The following is a 20,548-nucleotide window of genomic DNA, read 5'->3' on the forward strand; positions in this document are numbered from 1 at the left end:
TACAGGAGCATTACGCTAAATGAGTGAATCGACCCCGCGAAATAAACTTTCACGCCGCAAAGGTTTTTTTTCATTCGCCATTCTAGGTGGGCTACTGGTTGGAAGCCTCCCTCTTAATGCTGTTGCGTTTGGCTTCGATGATGTCGTACGAAGAGCAGAGGAACTAGCCCAGCAGGGCTACCGTGCCCCAGAAACGTCGTTGCCCAATGAGCTGCGCGAGCTTAGCTATGCGGAGTATGCGCAAATACAGTACAAACGAGATCGCGACGTGTGGAGCGGTAACGGCGCACCTTTCACGCTGAGCTTTATCCATGAAGGGATGCATTATGACAGCGCCATCCAGCTCAACAGTATTGATCAGGAGGGCGAGGTCCATGGCTTTGCTTACAATCCTGACGACTTTGCCTACGGTGATTTAGACATCTCCGACGATGTTAAGCAGAGCGAAGGCGTTGGTATCGCCGGCGTTAGGATCAACCACTCACTCAATGATGCTGAGAGTAATGAGGTGATGGTATTTCTGGGAGCCAGCTATTTTCGCGCCGTTGGCAGAGGGCAGGTTTACGGTCTTTCAGGGCGTGGATTGGCCGTTGATACGGGGTTATCCTCGGGAGAAGAGTTCCCCCGCTTTAGCGAAATGTGGATCGTCGAACCGAGCCCAGAAAGCCAGTACTTGACGATTTTCGCCCTGCTCGATTCGCCTAGCGTTACGGGTGCCTACCGCTTCGTGCTACGTCCCGGAGAAGATACTCTAGTCGACGTACAATCGCGGCTATATCTGCGTCGGGCAGTTGAGAAGCTGGGAATCGCACCGTTAACCAGTATGTATCTCTACGGCCCGGAGCAGCCCTCTTCGACACAACACTATATCCCGGCAATCCATGACTCTAATGGCCTATTAATCAATGACGCGCAGAATGGTTGGACATGGCGCTCGCTAGCCAATCCGGCCAGATTGATGATGAATCGACACGCAACGCCTCAGTTACGCGGTTATGGCCTAATGCAACGTGGCCACAGCTTTAGCGATTATCAGGACATTGACGCGCGTTATGATCTGCGCCCAAGCGCTTGGGTAGAGCCAACCAACGAATGGGGGCCCGGTAGTGTTGAGCTGATTCAGATTCCGACAGACAACGAGACCAACGATAATATCGTATCGATGTGGCTGGCTGATGAAACTCATGAGCCGGGAACACCGCTGACGTTCGATTACCGCATTACGTTCACTACTGATGAAAGCCGTCATCTTGACCCTCAGCTTGCCTGGGTTGAAGAGACGCGTCGCTCACGGGGTGAGGTGGTTCGCGATAACTTAGTGCGTGAGCCGGACGGCACACTCGCTTTCGTCCTCGATTTTGTCGGATCCTCGCTTGAAGGTATCGGCAGCGGTGCAAACATAAGCGTTGAGGCAAGCGTTGGTGATAATGGCGAATTAGCTGCTAGCCGCGTTGTGCATAACCCGGCCACTAACGGGTGGCGTGTGTTTGTCAATGTGAAGCGCAATAATGGCAGCCAGCCCTTAGATATCAGGGCCAAGCTGATGCTTGATGGCAAGCAAGTGTCTGAGACTTGGTACTATAGGCTGCCCGCCAATGGCTGAAATGATGTCTTCATCGCAGGCAACGCCGACGGATCTTTATTTAGAGCGGTTGGCGTTGGAGACCCAGGATCGTCAGGAGCGCTACACGTTACTGGTCGGTGATCTTGATAAACACGAAATGGCTTCGCTGCATGCTGCGTTAAGTGAGTGTAGTGAGGATCATTGTGATGGCCAGACCGAAGGCCACAGTGAACAAAATAATGATCCGGCGGCACTGTCGGTGGGGCGGCGCTTGGCGCTTGCCTATGCAGAGCCGCCGCTAGCGCCACCAGAAGTGCTGACAACGGACACCTCGCGGATTACGCGACTGCGCACTGCGCCAGCGATGAAACGAACGCCGTTGGCCCCTTGGCAGTGGTCGACCAATCCTTTCGTGAATATTGGTCGACGTTTCAAGCGCTGGGCTAGCGGTGATTTTGGTCGCCGCAAAAGAGCGTCACCCTCCGCGGCTTGGAAGTGGGTCGCCACTAGGCGTCGCTGGATTTTGCTGGTGCTGATTTTTGGTCAAAGTATTATCGCCGCCAACCAGATGCGCACCGTGCTCCCCGGCCAAGGCCTGCAGTGGCTTGAAATCGCTATCCTATCGTTGTTTGTGCTGCTATTCGCCTGGGTATCCGCCGGGTTTTGGACCGCGTTGATGGGTTTTTTCCAGCTTTTAAGACGCCATGACCGCTACGCCATTGATAGCGAGGTGGGTGACGAGCCGATTGATGATGAGGCACGCACAGCGTTGTTGGTGCCGATCTGTAACGAGGACGTTGCCAGGGTATTTGCCGGGGTGCGCGCCACCCTGGAGTCTTTGCGCAGCACGGGTAATGGTCGGCATTTTGACATCTTCATCCTGAGCGATACGTCCGATCCCGATATTGCCATTCAAGAAACCTATGCCTGGTTGGTGTTGTGCCGCGACCTAGAGGCCTTCGGGCAGGTCTTCTATCGCCGTCGACAGCGTCGAGTTAAACGTAAGAGCGGTAACCTTGACGATTTTTGCCGGCGTTGGGGGGCACTCTATCGCTATATGTTGGTATTGGATGCCGATAGCGTCATGAGTGGTAAATGTCTTACCCGGCTGGTGCAGATGATGGAGGTGCATTCCAAGGTTGGCATTATCCAAACGGCGCCACGCGCTTCAGGACGCCTTAATTTGTATGCTCGTATGCAGCAGTTTGCGACACGGGTTTACGGACCATTGTTTACCGCCGGGCTGCATTTTTGGCAGTTAGGCGAGTCACATTATTGGGGCCATAACGCGATCATTCGCTTAGCCCCGTTTATGCAGCATTGCATACTAGCGCCGCTACCCGGTAAAGGCTCAATGTCGGGCGAGATTTTATCCCATGATTTTGTTGAGGCGGCGCTGATGCGGCGCGCTGGTTGGGGGGTGTGGATTGCCTACAAGCTGGAAGGCAGCTATGAAGAGATGCCGCCTAATCTGCTCGATGAGCTCAATCGCGACCGGCGCTGGTGTCACGGCAATTTGATGAACTTCCGGCTATTTTTTTCGCAAGGCATTCACCCCGTACACCGTGCCGTTTTTTTAACCGGTTTAATGTCTTATCTTTCGGCGCCGCTATGGTGTCTTTTCTTAATCCTATCTACGGCACTTTTAGCCGTGCATAGCTTTAGCACGCCCGACTACTTTCCCGAGCCGGGGATGCTGTTTCCTGTTTGGCCGCAATGGAATCCAACACTAGCGGTGGGGTTGTTCGGTGTAACGGCGCTGCTGCTGTTCTTGCCTAAATTGCTCAGCGTATTGCTCGTGTGGATACAGGGTAGCCGTCAATTTGGTGGGCCGCTCAAGGTATTGGCAAGCATGGTGCTTGAGTCGCTATTCTCGATGCTATTAGCGCCGGTAAGAATGCTATTCCACACCCGTTTTGTACTGACCTCCGTGATGGGGTGGGCGGTTCAATGGCGCTCACCGTCGCGGGAGAATAGCGACACAACGTGGGGTGATGCCATCAGCGCTCATTGGACCCAAACCCTAATAGGGGCTGTATGGGCAGCGGGTGTTTACGTTATGGAACCGACGTTTCTTTGGTGGCTGTCGCCGATTGTCGTTTCTTTAATGTTATCCATTCCGGTATCGGTACTCTCGAGCCGTGTCTCGTTAGGACGGTTCTGCTTTCAAAAGCGGCTGTTCCGGATCCCCGAAGAGACGCAACCACCACGGGTACTGCGGCGCATGGCGCGCTTGCTTACCCGCATGAACACAGCAATGTTGGCGCCGTCTTTTGCCCAAGTGGTGGTAGACCCCGTGCCGAATGCGTTGGCCACTGCCTTAGGCACATCACGGCATACCGATGTCGAGCCACTACGCCGGCGTCGAGCCGAGCGGGTTGCACGCGGAGTACGGATGGGGCCGGCGGCCATGAGTCGATTGGAGCGTTTGGATTTTCTAGATGACCCGGTGATGCTGTCGCAACTGCACTATCAGATTTGGGACGACAGCAAGGCCCATCACAGTTGGTTTGACTGTGGTCTGCCAGGGCGTGAATCCAAACACCTGCCTACATTTAATTAATATTACTATCGATTTTAACGGCTATCGCGTTTAGTCAGGTCGGTTGAGAGGCTGGTTTGTATTTCCTATCCGCTGATGGCGCTGGGCCTTTCTTGCTGCAGGTCAAGCGTATTGAGTCTGTGAGCTAACGTGCTTGGGTTACCCACCAAGGTCGTCTCGCATGTAGTGTGCCGTTACGCGAAGCTGATAGAAATAATCAGGAGTTTGACCAGTGAAACACTCACCGGGGCATCGCTTGGCGGCAACGATTTTGCACGGTTTTGACGAGTATCGTGCGCGCTTTAAAGAGATCACTTTTGACGCCAGCCGACGTTTTCGTGACGCTGCGTGGCGTGATGCCCAGCTGGCGTCGGCGGAGCGCATAAATCTGTATAAGGAAAAAATCGACGTCACTCTGGGGCGCTTAAAGCGCACTTTTGACCCGGAAGTAGTTTCACACTGTGAGTGCTGGCGGGAAGCGCGCAACCACTACGCCGAGCTGATCAGCCATCGGCTCGACTTTGAGCTGGCGGAAACCTTTTTTAACTCGCTGTTCTGCGCCATCTTCCACCACCGCCATATCCGCAACGACTGGATGTTTGTGTATAGCTCCCGTGAAGATGCCGCCCACCGCTCGGGGATTGAGCTATGCCGTCGGCACAAGGTCAACGGCGATTGGCAGGCCGCGCTCAAGTGGGCGCTGCTCGATGCCCCGTTGGATAATCGCTTTGCTGATATAGATCAGGACACCCATCTCGGCGCCAGCTTCTTACAGCAGCACTTGCCCGCGGCGATTGTGGATGCCGACGACGCTGAAATCGAGCTGTTGAATAGCGTCTTCTATCGCAATAAAGGCGCTTACCTGGTGGGGCGTATCCGCGGCGGTGGCGAGCAGGTGCCGTTGGTACTGCCTGCGCTTCACGGCGAGGGGTTTGGTGAGCAGCAGGGCGGAGACCCCTGCCTGCACCTGGATACGGTGCTCATCGAAACCGACGAAGTGTCGATTATTTTCTCCTTTACCCGCGCCTATTTTCAGGTAGAGGTGGCGGTGCCCAGGGAGTTTGTCGATTATTTGCAGCAGCTGATGCCGCATAAGCCCGAAGGCGAACTCTACGCTGCTATCGGCTTCTTCAAACATGGTAAAACCGAGTTTTTCCGTGCCCTGAATCATCAGGTTGCCAAGCGCGAGGACCAGTTTGTTATCGCCCCAGGCGTACGCGGCATGGTGATGGCGGTGTTTGTACTGCCCAGCTTTCGCACCGTGTTTAAGATCATTAAAGATAAATTCGACCCGGCCAAAGACGTTACCCACGCAGTGGTGCGCGAAAAGTACCGGCTAGTGAAACGCCATGACCGGGTGGGGCGCATGGCCGATACTCAAGAGTTTTCAAACTTCATCGTTCGCCAGGATCACTTCTCCCCAGAGTGTTTAGCCCACTTGCTGGAGGTGGCGCCCTCGACGGTGGTGTTAAGAGAAGACAAAGTAATCATTAAACACTGCTATACCGAGCGTATGATGACGCCGCTAAATATCTATCTGGAACAGTGCAGTGACCAAGAGAAGGAGATGGTGCTTAAGGATTACGGCAATGCCATTAAGCAGATGGCCGCGGCGAATATCTTTCCCGGCGATATGCTGCTGAAAAACTTTGGCGTTACCCGCCATGGCCGGGTGATCTTCTACGACTACGATGAAGTCTGCTATCTTACCGAGTGCCGTTTCCGGCCTATCCCTAAATCCTACGGCAATGACTTCCAGGGCGGCGGGGGCGACACATTATCCATTGGGCCTAATGATATTTTTCCCGAGGAGTTTGGCCCCTTCATGTTCGCCAATAAAGCGCTGCGCGATATGTTTATGGCCCAGCACCCTGAGCTGTTTGACCCCGATTACTGGCTGAAACTGCAGCAGGCGATTATCGCTGGCCGTGTCATTGACGTTTACCCTTACCGTAACAAGCAGCGTTTTGCGGGTAGCATCGGCCAGCTAGTATATTAGTCGGCTATTTAAGGTGCAGTGAAACCTAAACGACGAGGTAGTCATGGCAGCAAGCCCGCATTTGGTGGTGTTTACCGGCTCGGGGATTAGTGCCGAGAGCGGGATCAAAACCTTTCGTGCCAGCGATGGCCTGTGGGAGAACCATCCGGTTGAGGATGTGGCCACTCCCCAGGCATGGCAGCGTAACCCGCAGCAGGTGCTGGATTTCTATAATCAGCGCCGGGATCAGATTCGTCGTGCTAAGCCTAACGCCGCCCATAAAGCGCTGGCTGGTCTTGAGCAAGACGGCTTTAGCGTCAGCATCATTACCCAGAATATTGATGACCTGCACGAGCGGGCAGGCTCCCGCCAGGTGCTGCACTTACATGGCGAGATTCTGAAAGCGCGCTCCTCCATCGACGAACGCATGCGCTACCCGCTGTCCAAAGGCGGTATTGAGTTGGGTAATCTCTGCGATAAGGGCAGCCAGCTGAGACCCGACGTGGTCTGGTTTGGCGAGTCGGTGCCGCTATTTGCAGATGCCTGCGAACTCGTTAGCCAGGCTGACTTTTTGCTGGTGGTGGGCACCTCGCTGGCGGTGATGCCTGCGGCATCACTGCTCTCGTATATCGACTACGATACGCCCTGTGCACTGGTCGACCCGGAGGCGGATGCGTTAATCCCGCCGGGTGTGTTAGCAATTAACACCACCGCCGGTGAGGGCGTGCCAGCGTTGGTAAATCGCTGGAAGCAGCAGGGCAATCTACTGCTTTCCTGAGCTGTTTACTGATCCAGAAACCACGCCTTCATCACGTCGGTAATCTTGGTCATTTCCGCTTCAGAGGTGATATAGGCGGGCATGGTATAGAGCCAGCGGCCAATGGGGCGCAGCCACACGCCGCGCTCGCGGGCGAAGTCTCCTACGCCTTTTAGCGCCTCGGCGGAGTGTGCTTCGATCACCGCGGTGGCGCCGAGAACCCGAACGTCGGCCACGGCCGGGTGTGCGTTCAACGCTTGATCATCGATTAACTCCCGCTTCAGCTGCTGGCTAAGCGCCGCAATTTTGCCCAGGTAATTCTCTTCCTCGAAGACGCGCAGGCTTTCCAGCGCCACCCGGCAGGCCAACGGGTTGCCCATAAAGGTTGGCCCGTGCATAAAGGCGTGCTGGGGGCTGTCGCCGATAAAGGCATCATGGACGCGATCCGTGGCGAGCGTCGCGGCGTGGCCCAAATAGCCACCGGTCAAACCTTTCGAGAGCACCATAATATCCGGCGTAACGCCCGCGTGGTCAGCGGCAAACAGCTTGCCGGTGCGGCCAAATCCGGTGGCTACTTCGTCAAAGATCAGCAGCACATTAAACTCATCGCACAGTGCCCTGGCGCCAACAATGTAGGCGGGCGAGGTCATATTTAGCCCGCCAGCCGCTTGTAAAAGCGGTTCTATCAACAGGGCGGTGATTTCATCATGGTGGCGCTCCAATACGCTACGCAGGGCGCTAAGGTCGTGCTCGACCTGTTCAGGCGTGGCATCAAAAGAAGCAGTAGGCGCCGGGGCGAAATGGTGTTGGGGCAGTAGGCTGGCGAACAGGCTGTGCATGCCTTCTTCCGGGTCGCACACTGCCATGCAGCCGGTGGTGTCGCCGTGGTACGCCTTCATCAACGAGAGCATCTTTTGCTTGCCTGGGTGGCCGGTAAGCACCTGGTACTGCAGCGCCATTTTCATCGCCACTTCCATGCCCACTGAGCCGCTGTCCGAATAGAAGACGTGATTCAGTCCGGCGGGGGTAATGCGTACCAGCTCGCGGGCCAACTGGTCGGCGGGGTCGTGGGTTAAGCCGCCGAGCATCACATGGCACAGCTGGCCTGTCTGCTCGCGAATGGCCGCCACCAAGCGCGGGTGACCGTAGCCGTGAATCATGCACCACCAGGAGCAGGTGGCATCTAGCAGGCGTTCACCGCTCTCAAGCACAAAGTGAGCGCCGTCACCGCCCACTACCTTGGGGGCGGGCTTCTGGGTTTTTAGGTGCGCATAAGGATGCCAAACCGGCGTGTTCATAACGGCTCCAGGGAGAGATAGGGATGGGCAATCGCGGCGCAGGGGGCATCAAGATGCGGAATAATGCCTAAACAGGGGGCTTCAAGTTTGGCATTTAGATGCGCGATGTTGGCTTCAAAGCGCGGCGCGTTAGTGGCAAAAGCGGGATCTGCCACGCTGCCCACCCAACCGGCGAGTACCAAACCGTCAGCACGGATGGCTTCCGCCGTTAAGCGAGCATGATTTAAGCAGCCTAGCTTTAAGCCGACGACCAGGATCACCGGCAGCTCAAGGGCAATCGCCAGGTCGGCAAAATCCTCCTGATCGTTTAGCGGCACGCGCCAGCCACCGACGCCTTCAATCAGGGTGATATCTCTGGGTGTTTGGCTAAGCGTTTCGCTTAGTGAACTTACGATGGCGCTAACCTCAAGCGGCTGGCCCGTCTCCATCGCGGCGAGATGAGGCGCAATGGCGGGGGCAAAGGCGATGGGGTTTACCGTAGCGTAGTCGACCAGCGGCACACTCTGCTGCTGTAACGCCAGTGCATCATCATTACGCAGGCCTTCGCTAGTCTGATCACTGCCGGAAGCCACCGGTTTAAGGCCCAGCGTGCTCAACTGCTGTTGGCGGGCGGCATATAATAAGCTGCTCGTCACTAATGTTTTACCCGCATCGGTGTCGGTGCCCGTCACAAACCAGACATTCATAGTGATTTTTCCAATTGCAGCGTTAAGCAGTGGTAGCTCACCGGCAGGCCCTCCGGCTGGCGTAACTGCTCAAAGCGCGCTTTTGCAGCAGCGATATCCGCTCGGGTAAGGCAGGTGTTTGGCCGAGGAAGCTGGGCGCCAACGCCTTTAATGGAGGCCATCACGGCTTGTAGGTCGGGGTAGTAAAAGCGCTCAAAGGTGGCCGTTTGTTGGTTGATGGTTAAGCCGCTTTCACTAATCGTCCGTTCCACGCTGGCGCGATTAGGTGTTTGCAGCAACGCTTCGGGGCGCTGCCAGGCAAAGACGATTTCTTCCAGGGTGTCGGGTAGCAGCGTTGTGATATGCGCCTGCCCACCGGGAGTAAGAACCTGGTAAAGCTGATGCATCACCGCGCCAAGATCACGGCACCACTGCACCGCCAAGTTGGAAAACACCAGATCAAAGGCATGGGCACCAAACGGCAGCGCCGCCGCGTCGCCCTGCTGCCAGTGGATATCGTCACCATAGCGCTGGCGGGCCTGTGCCAGCATGCCGGGAGCTAAATCTAACCCGGACACCTGAGCGCGGGGGTAACGTTCAGCTAACTGCTTAGTCCAGTAACCGGTGCCGCAACCTAGGTCGAGTATTTTATAAGCGCTGTTGGGTAGCGAATCCCACAGCCGTTGACCTATTTGCCGCTGTGCGCTGGCGAGCGCATCGTAGCGAGGGGCGGCCCGGGAGAAAGCGTGAGCAACCCGTGCCTGCCAGTTAGCATCGCTGTTTACCGTTAGAACGTTCATAAAACCGCCATATTGGCGTTAGCCATCTGGGTGGCATGGTGGGTAATCGTCGCGGCGAGAGCCTGGGGCTGGGAGAGCATAGGACAGTGGCCAACACCGTTTAAGCGTTCGCTGGCGCTGCGCTGGACAGGGCTGATTAATGGATCGTGTTCGCCGTTGAGCCGTACCACCGGGCAAGGGGGCGCCGCTAGGCGCTGGCGATTATCAATCGACGCCAGCCAGTCCAGGCCGGTAGCGAGTGTGGTGATGTCGGCAGGTAGCGTATCACCCAGTAAATCACCCAACTGTCGGTATGCCTGTCGGGGGCTGGGTTCGCCTTGCGCCTGCCAGCGCAAAAAGTGTTGCCAGGTCGCGGTGGGGTCGCGCTGAAAGGCACGTCGAAAGGCGCTTAGCTCGGCAGAAGTGACACCGCCGGTTGCGCAGAAGGTGTTACTGGCACCCAGTAGAATAAGCCCGCGTGGTGGGGGCAACCCCTTAAGGAGTGCCGTCGCCAGTAACCCACCCAATGACCAGCCGACCCATACCGCATCGCTGGCTAGTGGCCCGGCCATCACCTTCGCGAGCTCTGAAAGCGTAGCATTAGTCCCTAGCGCAGGGGCATCGCCATAGCCAGGCCAATCGATTGCCTGGGCAGCCAAGTGGTTAGGCCAGTGCGCGGCGAGTGGCTGCCAGATACGCTGGTCGATTCCCCAGCCGGAGAGCAGTATTAAACGCAGGGGCTGCATAACGCCTCTTGATGCTGGCACTGGTCGAGCGCGGCTAACAGCGAGTCAATATCGCCCCGCTGGTGGCGGGCGCTTAGGGTGATGCGCAGCCGGGCTTCGCCCTTGGGCACCGTTGGCGGGCGAATGGCTCCCACGTGAATGGCTCGCTTTTGCAACTGCCCGGCCCAGCTTAGGGTGCGTACTTCATCACCCAAAATCAGTGGCTGAATGGGGGTGGCCGAATCGCTGAGCGGGAGCCCCAAGAGAAGCACCTCTCGGCGAAAGTAAGCGATACTGGCGTTTAGCTGGGTGCGGAGTTCCGGTTCACTCTGAACGATCTCCAAAGCTTTTAAAGTCGCAGCGGCAATCGCCGGGGGCTGGGCGGTGGTGTAAATATAGCTGCGTGAAAACTGGATTAAGTGATCGATTAACTTGGCGTCCCCGGCCACAAAAGCCCCAGCGGTGCCCAATGCTTTGCCTAGAGTGCCGACCAAAATCGGCACCTCGGTGCTATCCCAGGCGCTACCCACGCAGCCGCTGCCATTTTCACCCAGCACGCCCACGCCGTGGGCGTCGTCCACCATTAGCCATGCACTGTGGCGTTGGCTGACAGTGACTAAGCTGGCGATGTCAGCCACATCGCCATCCATACTAAAAACACCATCGCTGACCACGAGTTTATGCGCGCACTCACTGCGACCCAGCAGGTTTTCCAGATCGCTTGTGTCGCGGTGATGAAAGCGCCGCGAACGGGCGCCGCTTAAGGCGGCGCCATCGATTAACGATGCGTGGTTAAGGCGGTCCTGGAAGATAGCCGTATGACGATCAGCCAGCGCTTGAAGAACACCAAGGTTGGCCATATAGCCGGTAGAGAACAGCAGCGCACGCTCGCGGCCTGTCCAGCGTGCTAAGGCGTCTTCCAGAGCGTCGTGAATCTCTAAATGACCGTTCACCAGGTGCGATGCACCGGCACCCGCGCCGTAAAGGCGTGCGCCTGCCGCTTGGGCTTCGCTTACTCGTGGGTCTTGAGCCAAGCCCAGGTAGTCGTTTCCGGCAAAGTCGAGAACACCGTTTGCCACTGCCTGCCGAGTTCGCCAACGCTGTGTCAGTTGGCGTTCAGCACGGGCAGCGGCTAAGCGCTGTTGCCACGGGTCAGGCACTGGCATCCACCGCCAGCTCGGCAACGCGTTTGGCGTGTACCTGCTGCTGGGCCTGTTGGGCGAGACGCGCCGCTTGAGTCTCTTCACTCTCGCAGGTTGCGCGCTTTTCCGGGTGCAGGCCCAGCTTGGCAAACAGGGCACGGTCGCGGTCTGCCTGGGGGTTGCCGGTGGTCAGCAGTTTGTCCCCGTAGAAGATCGAGTTGGCGCCGGCCAAAAACGCCAGCGCCTGGGTGGATTCGCTCATCTGTTCGCGGCCAGCGGAGAGCCGCACATGGCTCTGGGGCATCATAATGCGGGCGGCGGCAATAGCGCGGATAAACTCGATGGGGTCTAGATCTTCGACGTTTTCCAGCGGTGTACCGGGGACTTTTACCAGCATATTGATGGGTACGGATTCCGGGTGCGGGCTAAGCTTAGCCAGCTGTTGCAGCAGGGCGCTACGATCCTGGGCGTCTTCGCCCATGCCAAGAATGCCGCCAGAGCAGACTTTCATACCGGCATCGCGTACGTTGGAGAGCGTTTTCAGCCGGTCGCTATAAGTGCGGGTGGTGATGATTTCGCCATAATAATCCGGCGAGGTATCCAGGTTGTGGTTGTAGTAATCGAGCCCGGCGGTGGCCAGCCGGCTAGCCTGTTCGCCGTCCACCATCCCCAGCGTCATACAGGTTTCCAGGCCCACGGCTTTCACCTGACGAACCATCTCTTCGACCAGCAGTAAGTCTTTGTCCCGGGGGCTACGCCAGGCCGCACCCATGCAAAAACGGCTGGCACCGGCTTCTTTGGCCGCCTTGGCCTGCTCGACGACTTTTTCAATTTCCAGCAGCTTCTCTTTCTCCAGCTGGGTATTGTAATGGCCGGATTGGGGGCAATATTTGCAGTCCTCCGGGCAGGCGCCGGTTTTAATCGACAGCAGAGTAGAAACTTGCACCGCGTTAGCATCGAAGTGAGTACGGTGAACCTGCTGAGCTTGGAACAACAGGTCATTGAACGGTAGCGCGAACAGCGCGTTGATCTCATCCAGCGACCAATCGTGGCGTTGTTCCTGGTTTTGCTCGTGAGGCACGGTCATTGATGTAAACCTTTCTGATTTTAATAGTTGACTAGACTTTAGCGGCGTTGCGCTTTGGGTGTCAACGTTGAAATATTTTTAGGTTTACGGTGATGATGGGGAAATGTTCGTCAAAATACGACGCGCTCATTTATACTCTGCGCCCTTTTCACTGTTAGTTGTTTCCCACTTCTGGAGCGCGGATGTCTGCTTTTGATGGCTCTGTTGGCGAGAGCTCTGTGAATAATAGCTCTGTGAATGATGGTCCAGCTCTTGAAAACCAGCGTCCGCCGCGGCGGGAGTTTAAAGCGCGGGGTAGTTTTGTTACCCGCTGTGATCACTGTCAGTTACCCGTGCTCAACTGCTTGTGCCCGTATCAGGTTAAGGCGGAGAGCGTTGCTCAGGTATGGCTGTTAACGCACCCTATCGAGCACTATAAGCCGACCAATACCGGGCGTTTGATTCGCGACGTGATCACCACGACGCAGGTATTTACCTGGTACCGGGTGGCGCCGGATGCCCAGTTAGCCGCGCTGCTAAAAGACCCTCGCTACGCGCCCTTTGTGATTTTCCCCGATGACCAACCCGACTATGCCGATCGTGTGGTGGGTATTGACGCGGTGCACGCGGAGAAGGAGCAGGCGCGCATTCCGGTATTTATTATTCTGGATGGTACCTGGCGTCAGGCGCGGCGTATGTTCCGTAAAAGCGCTTACTTGGATGGTTTGCCGGTGTTGCCGCTGCGCAGCGAGCGAGAAACGCGCTATCGGCTGCGCAAGCCTGCATCAAAAGCGCATTTATGTACTGCGGAGGTGGCGATCGAGCTGCTACGCCAGGGCGGGGATACGGCTGCTGCCGGCGTGTTGGATGATTACTTTGACGTGTTTAACGACAGCTACGCGGCGAGCCGATTGCATCACAAAATCGACCCGCCGACAGCAGCTATGCGGCGTTTAGCCGCCAAACAATGTACCGGCGATTCTGAACCCGGCTACCCAGGTACCTACCGCGGAGCCTAGCGTGGCAAGAATAAACACCAGCAGGGTGCGCGATACGCGGTTTTTCCACCAGCCTTTTAGCTGAGTAACATCGTGGCGCAGCGATGAAAAATCGCGCACTTTGGGTTTGCGCATATAAAGCTCAACCCCGGCGGCTACAAAGCCTGCGCCGATCGTCGGGTTCAGCGAGGTCAGCGGAGCGGCAAAGAAGGTGGCGATCACGGTCACCGGGTGTGCCAGGGCGATAATCGTCGCGCCACCAGAGAGAATGCCGTTAATCAAAAACCACTCGAGTACCAGCTGCCAACCCAGGTCGGTGTTGCGCGAAAAGCCAATCGCAAAGCCAGTAAGCACTAATACGGTGATTAACCAAGGTAACGCCTTCCAGAGCTTGGACGGTGGCGGGGTGGCTTCAAGTGACTCACGTTCGACTTTTGGTTCGGCGGGCAGCGGCGTTTCCAGGTGCTCACCGGTGCCTTTTAGATGGCCTGCGCCAAGCACGACGAGCACGTGCTGGTAGCGCCCTGGCGGGGCGTCTTCGGCCAGGCGCAGCGCCATATAGCGGTCGCGTTCACGAATCAGCGGGGTGTACAGCGCTTCAGATTCGGCGGCAAATTCGCTGAAGGTCGCTTCCAGCATATCGCCTTCTTTGAGCTTTTCGATATCCTCTTTGGAGACATCCTGACGGGAGAGCACGCTGCCAATCAAGCCTGAAAATAGCGAGAAACGCTGCCACCACGGCACGTTGCTGTAGATGCGCTTGAGGGTTAAACCCACATCGCGGTCAACCAGCAGTAATGGCAGCTTCCGACGGCTGGCTTCTTCAACGGCGGCGCGCATTTCGGCCCCCGGCTGAATGCCGGATTGGTCGGCAATACGCTGCTGAAAAGCGCCCAGGGCCAAACTCGCTGCGACCATGCCCGCTTTGCCTTCCCTAAATACTTGAAACAGGTCCTGCTCACCCATCGCATCCGGGTTGGACATGCTGTGGTGGCGGGCATCGCAGAGTTCGATGGCCACGGCATCAAAGGTGCCGCTATCGATCAGCTTACGCACATCGTTGGCGCTTTCCGCCGACACGTGCGCCGTGCCCAGTAGCGTGTAGCGTGTTTCACCCACAGTGATCGTTTTGAGCGGTCCGCTCGTTGCAGGCAGCGCAGTTGGTGTGGCGGCCAGTGGCCCCGTTTTTTCATGGGACGTTTCTTCAAGCGACGTTTCTTGGTGAGACGTATCGTCGTGGTTCATTAACAGCTCTCAAAATCAATAAGTGGGACTGATGTGCATGCTTGGTATGAAGGGCTTAGCGCCGCCAGAAGGCGGGGGTAAATAGCACCAGTACCGTAAAAATTTCCAGGCGTCCGAGCAGCATGGCCATGACTAATATCCATTTTGCCAGGCTGGGCATGTCGCCATAATTGGTGCTGGCTTCGCCAAGCGCAGGGCCGAGGTTGTTGAGCGCGGAGCCTACCGTTGACCAAGCGGTCACTTGGTCGACCCCGGTGGCCATAACGCCGACCAGCATGAATAAAAACAGCAGTACATAAACCGAAAAGAACCCCCAAACGGCTTGGGCGATGCTATCGGGAACGCTGACCTTACCGACTTTGACCGCAATCACCGCGTTCGGGTGAATCAAACGCATGATCTCACGCATGCCCTGTTTGATGATCAAAATAATCCGAATCACCTTTATACCGCCACCGGTAGAGCCGGAGCAGCCGCCAACGAACGCCGTCACAAACAGCAAAAAGGGTAGGGCACCCGGCCACATGGAGAAATCAGCGACGCTAAAGCCGGCCGTAGTGGCCACGGAAATGACTTGGAAAACCCCATGCCGGAGACCGCGCACGGTATCGTAGGTGTTGGTTAACCAAAGTGACAGCACCGTAACCACGGCCAGCGCGAGCAAAAAGATCATTAAAAAGCGCGCTTCGGGGTCATGAAAGTAGTGCAACAAACTTTTTTCACGCCAAGCAATAAAGTGCAGACTATAGCTAAACGCTGAAATGAGCATAAAAGCAATGCAGATCAGCTCAATCGTGGCGCTATCAAAATAGCCGATACTGGCGTCATAGGTAGAAAAACCGCCGTTAGCGACGGTTGAAAAGCTGTGGCTCAAAGCGTCGAACCAGCTCATGCCCGCCAGCATATAAGCGATCATGCAGGCCACGGTGAGCGTGGCATAGATGTACCACAGCGCTTTGGCGGTTTCGGTGATGCGTGGCGTTAGCTTTGAATCTTTTAGTGGCCCCGGGATTTCGGTGCGATAAAGCGCCATGCCGCCAACGCCCAGGGTGGGCAGAATGGCGACCGCCAACACCACGATGCCCATCCCGCCCAACCACTGGAGCTGCTGGCGATAGTAAAGTATTGATTCGGGTAGAAAATCGATGCCGGTAATCACGGTGGCACCGGTGGTGGTCAAACCGGAGAACGACTCAAATACCGCATCGGTAATATTCAGTGAGCCTTCGCCGAACAACATCAGCGGCAGCGAGCCGAACAGTGCCAGTACCGTCCAGAACATCGCGGCGATAATAAAGCCATCGCGGATGCGCAGCTCTTTTTGCGAGCGGCGATTGGGCAGGTAGAGCAGCAGTCCGGTCGCCACTGAAATGGCTATGCCGCTAATGAAGGCACTCCACACGCCGTCGCGAAACCACAGTGACATTAACGTTGGGGGGAGCATGGTCAGGCTGAACAGCATCAGCAGCAGCCCCAAAATGCGCAAAATAACCCGCAGACTCATGGTTGTCGCATGCTCCTGTTATTAGCTGCCATTGGCAGTCGCTCGAGGGTTATCAAAAGAACGTTAAACCGACTTGGAACAGGCGCTCCACATCGCGAATGCGGCGCTTGTCGATCACGAATAGAATCACGTGGTCACCGCTCTCAACCATCACATCGCCGTGGGCGATAATGACCTCTTTGCCGCGCACAATTGCACCGATGGTGGTGCCGTCGGGCAGGTCGATCTCACGGATGGTACGGCCCACCACCTTGGACGACTGCTTATCACCGTGGGCGATGGCTTCAATCGCCTCGGCGGCGCCCCGGCGCAGCGAGTGAACGTTAACAATATCGCCGCGGCGCACGTGGGTCAGCAGGCTGCCGATAGTCGCCTGCTGGGGGGAGATGGCAATATCGATCTCGCCACCCTGCACTAAGTCCACGTAGGCGGCGTTGTTGATTAGCGTCAGCACCTTCTTGGCGCCTAAGCGCTTGGCGAGCAGCGACGACATGATATTGACTTCGTCGTCGTTGGTCAGCGCGCAGAAGATATCGCACTCTTCGATGTTCTCTTCTTCCAGCAAGCGTTTGCTGGTGGCGCTGCCGTGGAGCACTACGGTGCGGTCCAGGCGTTCAGAGAGGGTGGTACAGCGCTCAAGGCTGTGCTCGATGATCTTGACCTGGTGGCTATGCTCCAAATGCTCCGCCAGCCGCTCGCCGATATTACCGCCCCCGGCTATCACCACGCGGCGGAAGTCCCGTTCGACCCGCCGGAGCTCGCTCATCACCGCACGAATATCCCGGCGGGCGGCAAGGAAGAACACCTCGTCGTCGGCCTCGATGACCGTATCGCCGCGGGGGATAATCGGTCGGTTACGACGGTAAATGGCTGCTACGCGGGTATCCACGTTGGGCATATGGCGGCGCAGAAAGGCCAAGTCCTGACCTACCAGCGGGCCGCCGTAGAACGCTTTCACCGCCACCAGCTGTACCAAGCCACCGGCAAACTCCAATACCTGCAGGGCACCGGGGTGCTCGATCAGGCGGCGTACGTGGTCGGTGACCACCTGCTCGGGGCTGATCAGTACATCAATGGGGATCGCTTCGTGGGCAAACAGTCCCTTGCGGGTTAAGTACGCCGTGGCGCGCACCCGGGCAATTTTGGTCGGGGTGCGAAACAGCGTATGGGCGACCTGGCAGGCGATCATATTGATCTCGTCGCTGTTGGTCACGGCGATCAACATATCGGCGTCTTCGCAGCCAGCCTGACGCAACACAATCGGGTAGGAACCCGCCCCGGTGACGGTGCGGATATCGAGTTTGGTGTGCAGATCGCGCAGTTTTTTGGCGTCAGTATCAACGACGGTGATGTCGTTCTCCTCGCGGGCGAGGTGTTCTGCCAACGTGCCGCCGACCTGGCCGGCGCCGAGAATGATGATTTTCATTGCTGAGCATCGGTTCCATTAAAAGCGCCAGCGCAATGTCATTAAGACCCAAGGTGGCCTTGAGACACTGTTCTGTCATTTACAGGGATACTATTTCCACAGGACAATGTTTTTACAGGGATAATGTTTTTACAGGGTTACTGTTTTTACAGGTCAATGTTTTCCGTCAAAGACATCTATCATGCGCTGCAATAAAGACGGCGGCCAGTGTAAACCAGCCGCCGCCGAAAAGCAGGTGAGGATTACTCTAGCGTGAAGCCAACTTTAACCGTGACCTGCCAGTGAGCAACACGGCCGTCTTCGATGTGGCCGCGCGTATCAACCACTTCCAGCCAGCGCATGTGCTGGATGGTCTCGGATGCTTTAGTCAAAGCGTTCTGTACCGCTTCCTCAATACTTTGCTCTGAAGACCCGGTCAGTTCTACGTGTTTGTAGGTGTGATGACTCATAACGTCTCCTTCCTTGTCATAAATTCACTGCCTCGAACTCGGTCATAGCCTAGGCAGTGCGCTTCTCTAGTCTGGCATAAAAAAAGCCATCGTGACTGCTCTGGGCTGGAAACAGTTGGCGACCCGCGCCGCTGACAATGCCCCAGGCAACGTCGTTAGGCGTGGTGATATGAGCGTCAGGCGTACGGGCTAGAAATGCCTCAATCTGCTCGCTGTTCTCTTCCGGTAGAACCGAGCAGGTGGCGTAAAGCAGCGTGCCGCCTTCGCGCAGCATCGGCCAAAGATTATCTAACAACTGGCGTTGAAGCTTGGCCAGCGGGCGAATATCGTCCTTGCGGCGCAGTTTTTTGATATCGGGGTGACGGCGAATCACGCCGGTGCTCGAGCAAGGGGCATCGAGCAGAATGGCATCAAACGGGGTGCCGCTCCACCAGTCGCGCTCGGTCGCATCGGCGTGTTCGAGCACTGCCTCAACGCCGAGACGGCTGAGCGTGTCCTCCACCCGCGCTAAGCGCTGGTTATCGCTATCGATAGCCGTTAGGGCAATATCAAACTGTTCGAGCAAGTGGGCCGTTTTACCGCCTGGCGCACAGCAGGCATCGAGAACACGGGCACCTGGACGGGGTGCCAGCGCGGGGCCTAATAGCGCCGCCGAGAGCTGAGCCGCCTCATCCTGAACGCTTACATGACCCTCTTCAAAGCCGGGTAGCGCGGTGACATCGCAGGGCGTTTCCAGGGTGATACCGTCTGGGACGTGGCTACATAAGTGGCCGCTCAAGCCCTGTTCGGTAAGCATTCCCAAATAGTCTTCACGGTCATTGTGGCGCTGATTCACCCTCAGCGTCATGGGGCCAGGGTGATTGTTGGCCTCGATGATATCGCGCCACTGCTCTGGCCACGCCTGACGTAGCGCGTTAAGTAGCCAGGGCGGATGCTCTAACGCCACGCTCTCATCGCGGTCTACCTGGGCCAGAAGCGCTTCGGATTCGCGCTGCAGGCGGCGCAGGCAACCATTCAAAACGCGGGTCGCCCACTCTTTCTTGAGTAAGCGCGCAGCGCCAGCGGTTTCGCCTACTGCTGCGTGGGCAGGAATGCGCATATACAGCAACTGATAAATACCCACCAGCAACAGCGCCTGAACATCGCTGTCGCGCTTTTTAAACGGTTGTTTTAGCAGCACGCTGGCCAACGCTTCCAGGCGCGGTAAGCGGCGGCAGGAGCCGAAGCAGAGCTCTTTGAGCAGACCGCGGTCGCGGGCGACCACGCTGTGATCATCCATTCCAGCCAGTGAGCCTTGGTCGCTAAGCACCGGGGCCAGCGCTCGCGCAGCGGCGGCGCGCACTTCCTGGCCGCTGCCGCCACTTTGAGGGGAGCGTTTTTGGCTCATGGTGTGTCTCCTTGGTTGGCCTGAGCCGCTGGCTGGCCAAGGCGAGTGCCAGTAGCCAGGCGCGCGTGGCGCGCATTAAGTAAGTCACGCACGGCCATCGCTTTAGCGCCGGGCAACTGGGCTTTGGCTACGCACAACACGTCGCGGCCCTCTTGCCCGCAGGCAATGCGCAGGTGATCGTCGCCGTGGTCAAGTAGCGTACCGGGGGCGCTGGGCGGATGCTCACCCTCCTCTGCGCTGGCCATTAGCAGGCGCAGGCGGTCATCGCCGAGCGCGCACCAGGTCACCGGCCAGGGGTTAAACGCGCGAATTTTACTGGCCAGCTGGTGTGCTGGCTGGCCAAAATCGAGCTCGGCTTCTGCTTTGCTGAGCTTGGCGGCATAGGTGACGCCCTCGTCAGGCTGAGGCGTGGCATGAGCGGCACCGGAGGCCAGGGCATCGAGTGTGGTAACCAACGCATTAGCACCCTGAATGGCGAGGCGGTCATGCAAATCGCCGCCGGTGGTACGTGGCGTAATCGGTGTGCGCACTGCCGAGAGCATCGCGCCGGTATCCAAGCCCGCATCCATCTGCATGATGGTCACGCCCGAGACACTATCGCCGGCTTCAATCGCCCGTTGGATGGGGGCAGCACCACGCCAGCGGGGCAGCAGCGAAGCGTGTACGTTAACGCAGCCTAAGTGCGGGGTGTCTAGCACCGCCTGGGGCAGCAGCAGCCCGTAGGCGACGACGACCATGATGTCCGCATTGAGCGCGGCCAGCTCTGCTTGTGCGGCGGGCTGTTTTAGCGTCTGGGGCTGATAGACCGGCAGACCGTGCTCCAGGGCCAGCTGTTTGACCGGGCTGGGCGTTAACTTACGGCCGCGGCCAGCAGGGCGGTCGGGTTGGGTATACACCGCGACCACCTCGTGCTGGCTTTCCAGCAGCGTTGCAAGGCTCGAAGCGGCGAATTCAGGCGTGCCAGCAAAAACAACGCGCAATCGTGACATAGGGTGAGGGCTACCTGGCGTATCTGGAATGTAA

General features: G+C 57.3%; 17 protein-coding genes. 5 read left to right on the top strand and 12 right to left on the bottom strand.

Annotation, left to right across the window (positions count from 1 at the left end):
- The first annotated feature begins 19 nt into the window (after positions 1-19).
- From ACQE2I_RS02505 to ACQE2I_RS02520, 4 genes are all read left to right on the top strand, one after another.
- On the top strand, positions 20-1,603 hold the full coding sequence (locus tag ACQE2I_RS02505) for a glucan biosynthesis protein G (RefSeq protein WP_427029934.1): 1,584 nt from the start codon (positions 20-22) through the stop codon (positions 1,601-1,603).
- On the top strand, positions 1,596-4,127 hold the full coding sequence (gene mdoH, locus ACQE2I_RS02510; RefSeq protein WP_427029936.1) for a glucans biosynthesis glucosyltransferase MdoH: 2,532 nt from the start codon (positions 1,596-1,598) through the stop codon (positions 4,125-4,127). Before ACQE2I_RS02505 ends, mdoH begins: the two co-directional genes overlap by 8 nt.
- A 211-nt stretch (positions 4,128-4,338) precedes the next feature.
- Positions 4,339-6,105 (top strand): bifunctional isocitrate dehydrogenase kinase/phosphatase, encoded by a 1,767-nt coding sequence (gene aceK / locus ACQE2I_RS02515; RefSeq protein WP_427029937.1) that lies wholly within the window; start codon positions 4,339-4,341, stop codon positions 6,103-6,105.
- 43 nt (positions 6,106-6,148) lie between these two features.
- Complete coding sequence (locus tag ACQE2I_RS02520) at positions 6,149-6,862, top strand: SIR2 family NAD-dependent protein deacylase (protein WP_427029938.1); 714 nt, start codon at positions 6,149-6,151, stop codon at positions 6,860-6,862.
- Between the two features lie 5 nt (positions 6,863-6,867).
- On the opposite strand, the gene bioA is transcribed toward ACQE2I_RS02520, so the two are convergent.
- The 6 genes from bioA to bioB are packed head-to-tail and all read right to left on the bottom strand — an operon-like array spanning position 6,868 to position 12,537.
- Positions 6,868-8,139 (bottom strand): adenosylmethionine--8-amino-7-oxononanoate transaminase, encoded by a 1,272-nt coding sequence (gene bioA, locus ACQE2I_RS02525; RefSeq protein WP_427029939.1) that lies wholly within the window; start codon positions 8,137-8,139, stop codon positions 6,868-6,870.
- Positions 8,136-8,825, bottom strand: a complete 690-nt coding sequence (gene bioD / locus ACQE2I_RS02530) for a dethiobiotin synthase (protein WP_427029940.1) — start codon at positions 8,823-8,825, stop codon at positions 8,136-8,138. Before bioD ends, bioA begins: the two co-directional genes overlap by 4 nt.
- On the bottom strand, positions 8,822-9,604 hold the full coding sequence (gene bioC, locus ACQE2I_RS02535; RefSeq protein WP_427029941.1) for a malonyl-ACP O-methyltransferase BioC: 783 nt from the start codon (positions 9,602-9,604) through the stop codon (positions 8,822-8,824). The genes bioD and bioC overlap by 4 nt, the downstream gene beginning before the upstream one ends.
- Complete coding sequence (locus ACQE2I_RS02540) at positions 9,601-10,329, bottom strand: alpha/beta fold hydrolase (protein ID WP_427029942.1); 729 nt, start codon at positions 10,327-10,329, stop codon at positions 9,601-9,603. Before ACQE2I_RS02540 ends, bioC begins: the two co-directional genes overlap by 4 nt.
- A complete protein-coding gene (gene bioF, locus ACQE2I_RS02545) occupies positions 10,311-11,474 on the bottom strand; it encodes an 8-amino-7-oxononanoate synthase (RefSeq protein WP_427029943.1) in 1,164 nt (387 codons plus the stop codon). Before bioF ends, ACQE2I_RS02540 begins: the two co-directional genes overlap by 19 nt.
- The gene (gene bioB / locus ACQE2I_RS02550; protein ID WP_427029944.1) at positions 11,461-12,537 is read right to left on the bottom strand and encodes a biotin synthase BioB; all 1,077 of its coding nucleotides are present in this window, start codon (positions 12,535-12,537) and stop codon (positions 11,461-11,463) included. Before bioB ends, bioF begins: the two co-directional genes overlap by 14 nt.
- Positions 12,538-12,719: 182 nt before the next feature.
- Between bioB and ACQE2I_RS02555 the strand changes: the two genes are divergently transcribed.
- Positions 12,720-13,535 carry a tRNA-uridine aminocarboxypropyltransferase gene (locus ACQE2I_RS02555; RefSeq protein WP_427029945.1) on the top strand — a complete coding sequence of 272 codons (816 nt, stop codon included), beginning with the start codon at positions 12,720-12,722 and terminating at the stop codon, positions 13,533-13,535.
- On the opposite strand, the gene ACQE2I_RS02560 is transcribed toward ACQE2I_RS02555, so the two are convergent.
- From ACQE2I_RS02560 to fmt, 6 genes are all read right to left on the bottom strand, one after another.
- The gene (locus tag ACQE2I_RS02560) at positions 13,470-14,759 is read right to left on the bottom strand and encodes a TraB/GumN family protein (RefSeq protein WP_427029946.1); all 1,290 of its coding nucleotides are present in this window, start codon (positions 14,757-14,759) and stop codon (positions 13,470-13,472) included. The genes ACQE2I_RS02555 and ACQE2I_RS02560 overlap by 66 nt on opposite strands.
- Positions 14,760-14,814: 55 nt before the next feature.
- Positions 14,815-16,263 carry a TrkH family potassium uptake protein gene (locus ACQE2I_RS02565; RefSeq protein ID WP_427029947.1) on the bottom strand — a complete coding sequence of 483 codons (1,449 nt, stop codon included), beginning with the start codon at positions 16,261-16,263 and terminating at the stop codon, positions 14,815-14,817.
- A 52-nt stretch (positions 16,264-16,315) separates the two neighbouring features.
- Entirely contained in the window at positions 16,316-17,689 is a 1,374-nt protein-coding gene (gene trkA / locus ACQE2I_RS02570) for a Trk system potassium transporter TrkA (RefSeq protein WP_071695355.1), read from the bottom strand.
- Positions 17,690-17,931: 242 nt separating this feature from the next.
- On the bottom strand, positions 17,932-18,138 hold the full coding sequence (locus ACQE2I_RS02575; RefSeq protein ID WP_427029948.1) for a dodecin: 207 nt from the start codon (positions 18,136-18,138) through the stop codon (positions 17,932-17,934).
- 49 nt (positions 18,139-18,187) lie between these two features.
- Positions 18,188-19,525: a 16S rRNA (cytosine(967)-C(5))-methyltransferase RsmB gene (gene rsmB, locus ACQE2I_RS02580; RefSeq protein WP_427029949.1), complete on the bottom strand. Its 1,338-nt coding sequence runs from the start codon at positions 19,523-19,525 to the stop codon at positions 18,188-18,190.
- Entirely contained in the window at positions 19,522-20,514 is a 993-nt protein-coding gene (gene fmt, locus ACQE2I_RS02585; protein ID WP_427029950.1) for a methionyl-tRNA formyltransferase, read from the bottom strand. Before fmt ends, rsmB begins: the two co-directional genes overlap by 4 nt.
- Positions 20,515-20,548: the final 34 nt, after the last annotated feature.

The organism is Halomonas sp. H2 (assembly GCF_050215315.1).
Lineage (GTDB): Bacteria > Pseudomonadota > Gammaproteobacteria > Pseudomonadales > Halomonadaceae > Vreelandella.

Bases quoted from the DNA above. Each gene is read 5' to 3' on its own strand.
- ACQE2I_RS02560 (WP_427029946.1), bottom strand. From the start codon at position 14,759: ATGAACCACGACGATACGTCTCACCAAGAAACGTCGCTTGAAGAAACG.
- ACQE2I_RS02565 (WP_427029947.1), bottom strand. From the start codon at position 16,263: ATGAGTCTGCGGGTTATTTTGCGCATTTTGGGGCTGCTGCTGATGCTG.
- bioD (WP_427029940.1), bottom strand. From the start codon at position 8,825: ATGAATGTCTGGTTTGTGACGGGCACCGACACCGATGCGGGTAAAACA.
- fmt (WP_427029950.1), bottom strand. From the start codon at position 20,514: ATGTCACGATTGCGCGTTGTTTTTGCTGGCACGCCTGAATTCGCCGCT.
- mdoH (WP_427029936.1), top strand. From the start codon at position 1,596: ATGGCTGAAATGATGTCTTCATCGCAGGCAACGCCGACGGATCTTTAT.
- trkA (WP_071695355.1), bottom strand. From the start codon at position 17,689: ATGAAAATCATCATTCTCGGCGCCGGCCAGGTCGGCGGCACGTTGGCA.
- ACQE2I_RS02575 (WP_427029948.1), bottom strand. From the start codon at position 18,138: ATGAGTCATCACACCTACAAACACGTAGAACTGACCGGGTCTTCAGAG.
- ACQE2I_RS02520 (WP_427029938.1), top strand. From the start codon at position 6,149: ATGGCAGCAAGCCCGCATTTGGTGGTGTTTACCGGCTCGGGGATTAGT.
- bioB (WP_427029944.1), bottom strand. From the start codon at position 12,537: ATGACCGTGCCTCACGAGCAAAACCAGGAACAACGCCACGATTGGTCG.
- ACQE2I_RS02505 (WP_427029934.1), top strand. From the start codon at position 20: ATGAGTGAATCGACCCCGCGAAATAAACTTTCACGCCGCAAAGGTTTT.
- bioC (WP_427029941.1), bottom strand. From the start codon at position 9,604: ATGAACGTTCTAACGGTAAACAGCGATGCTAACTGGCAGGCACGGGTT.
- ACQE2I_RS02540 (WP_427029942.1), bottom strand. From the start codon at position 10,329: ATGCAGCCCCTGCGTTTAATACTGCTCTCCGGCTGGGGAATCGACCAG.
- bioF (WP_427029943.1), bottom strand. From the start codon at position 11,474: ATGCCAGTGCCTGACCCGTGGCAACAGCGCTTAGCCGCTGCCCGTGCT.
- ACQE2I_RS02555 (WP_427029945.1), top strand. From the start codon at position 12,720: ATGTCTGCTTTTGATGGCTCTGTTGGCGAGAGCTCTGTGAATAATAGC.
- rsmB (WP_427029949.1), bottom strand. From the start codon at position 19,525: ATGAGCCAAAAACGCTCCCCTCAAAGTGGCGGCAGCGGCCAGGAAGTG.
- bioA (WP_427029939.1), bottom strand. From the start codon at position 8,139: ATGAACACGCCGGTTTGGCATCCTTATGCGCACCTAAAAACCCAGAAG.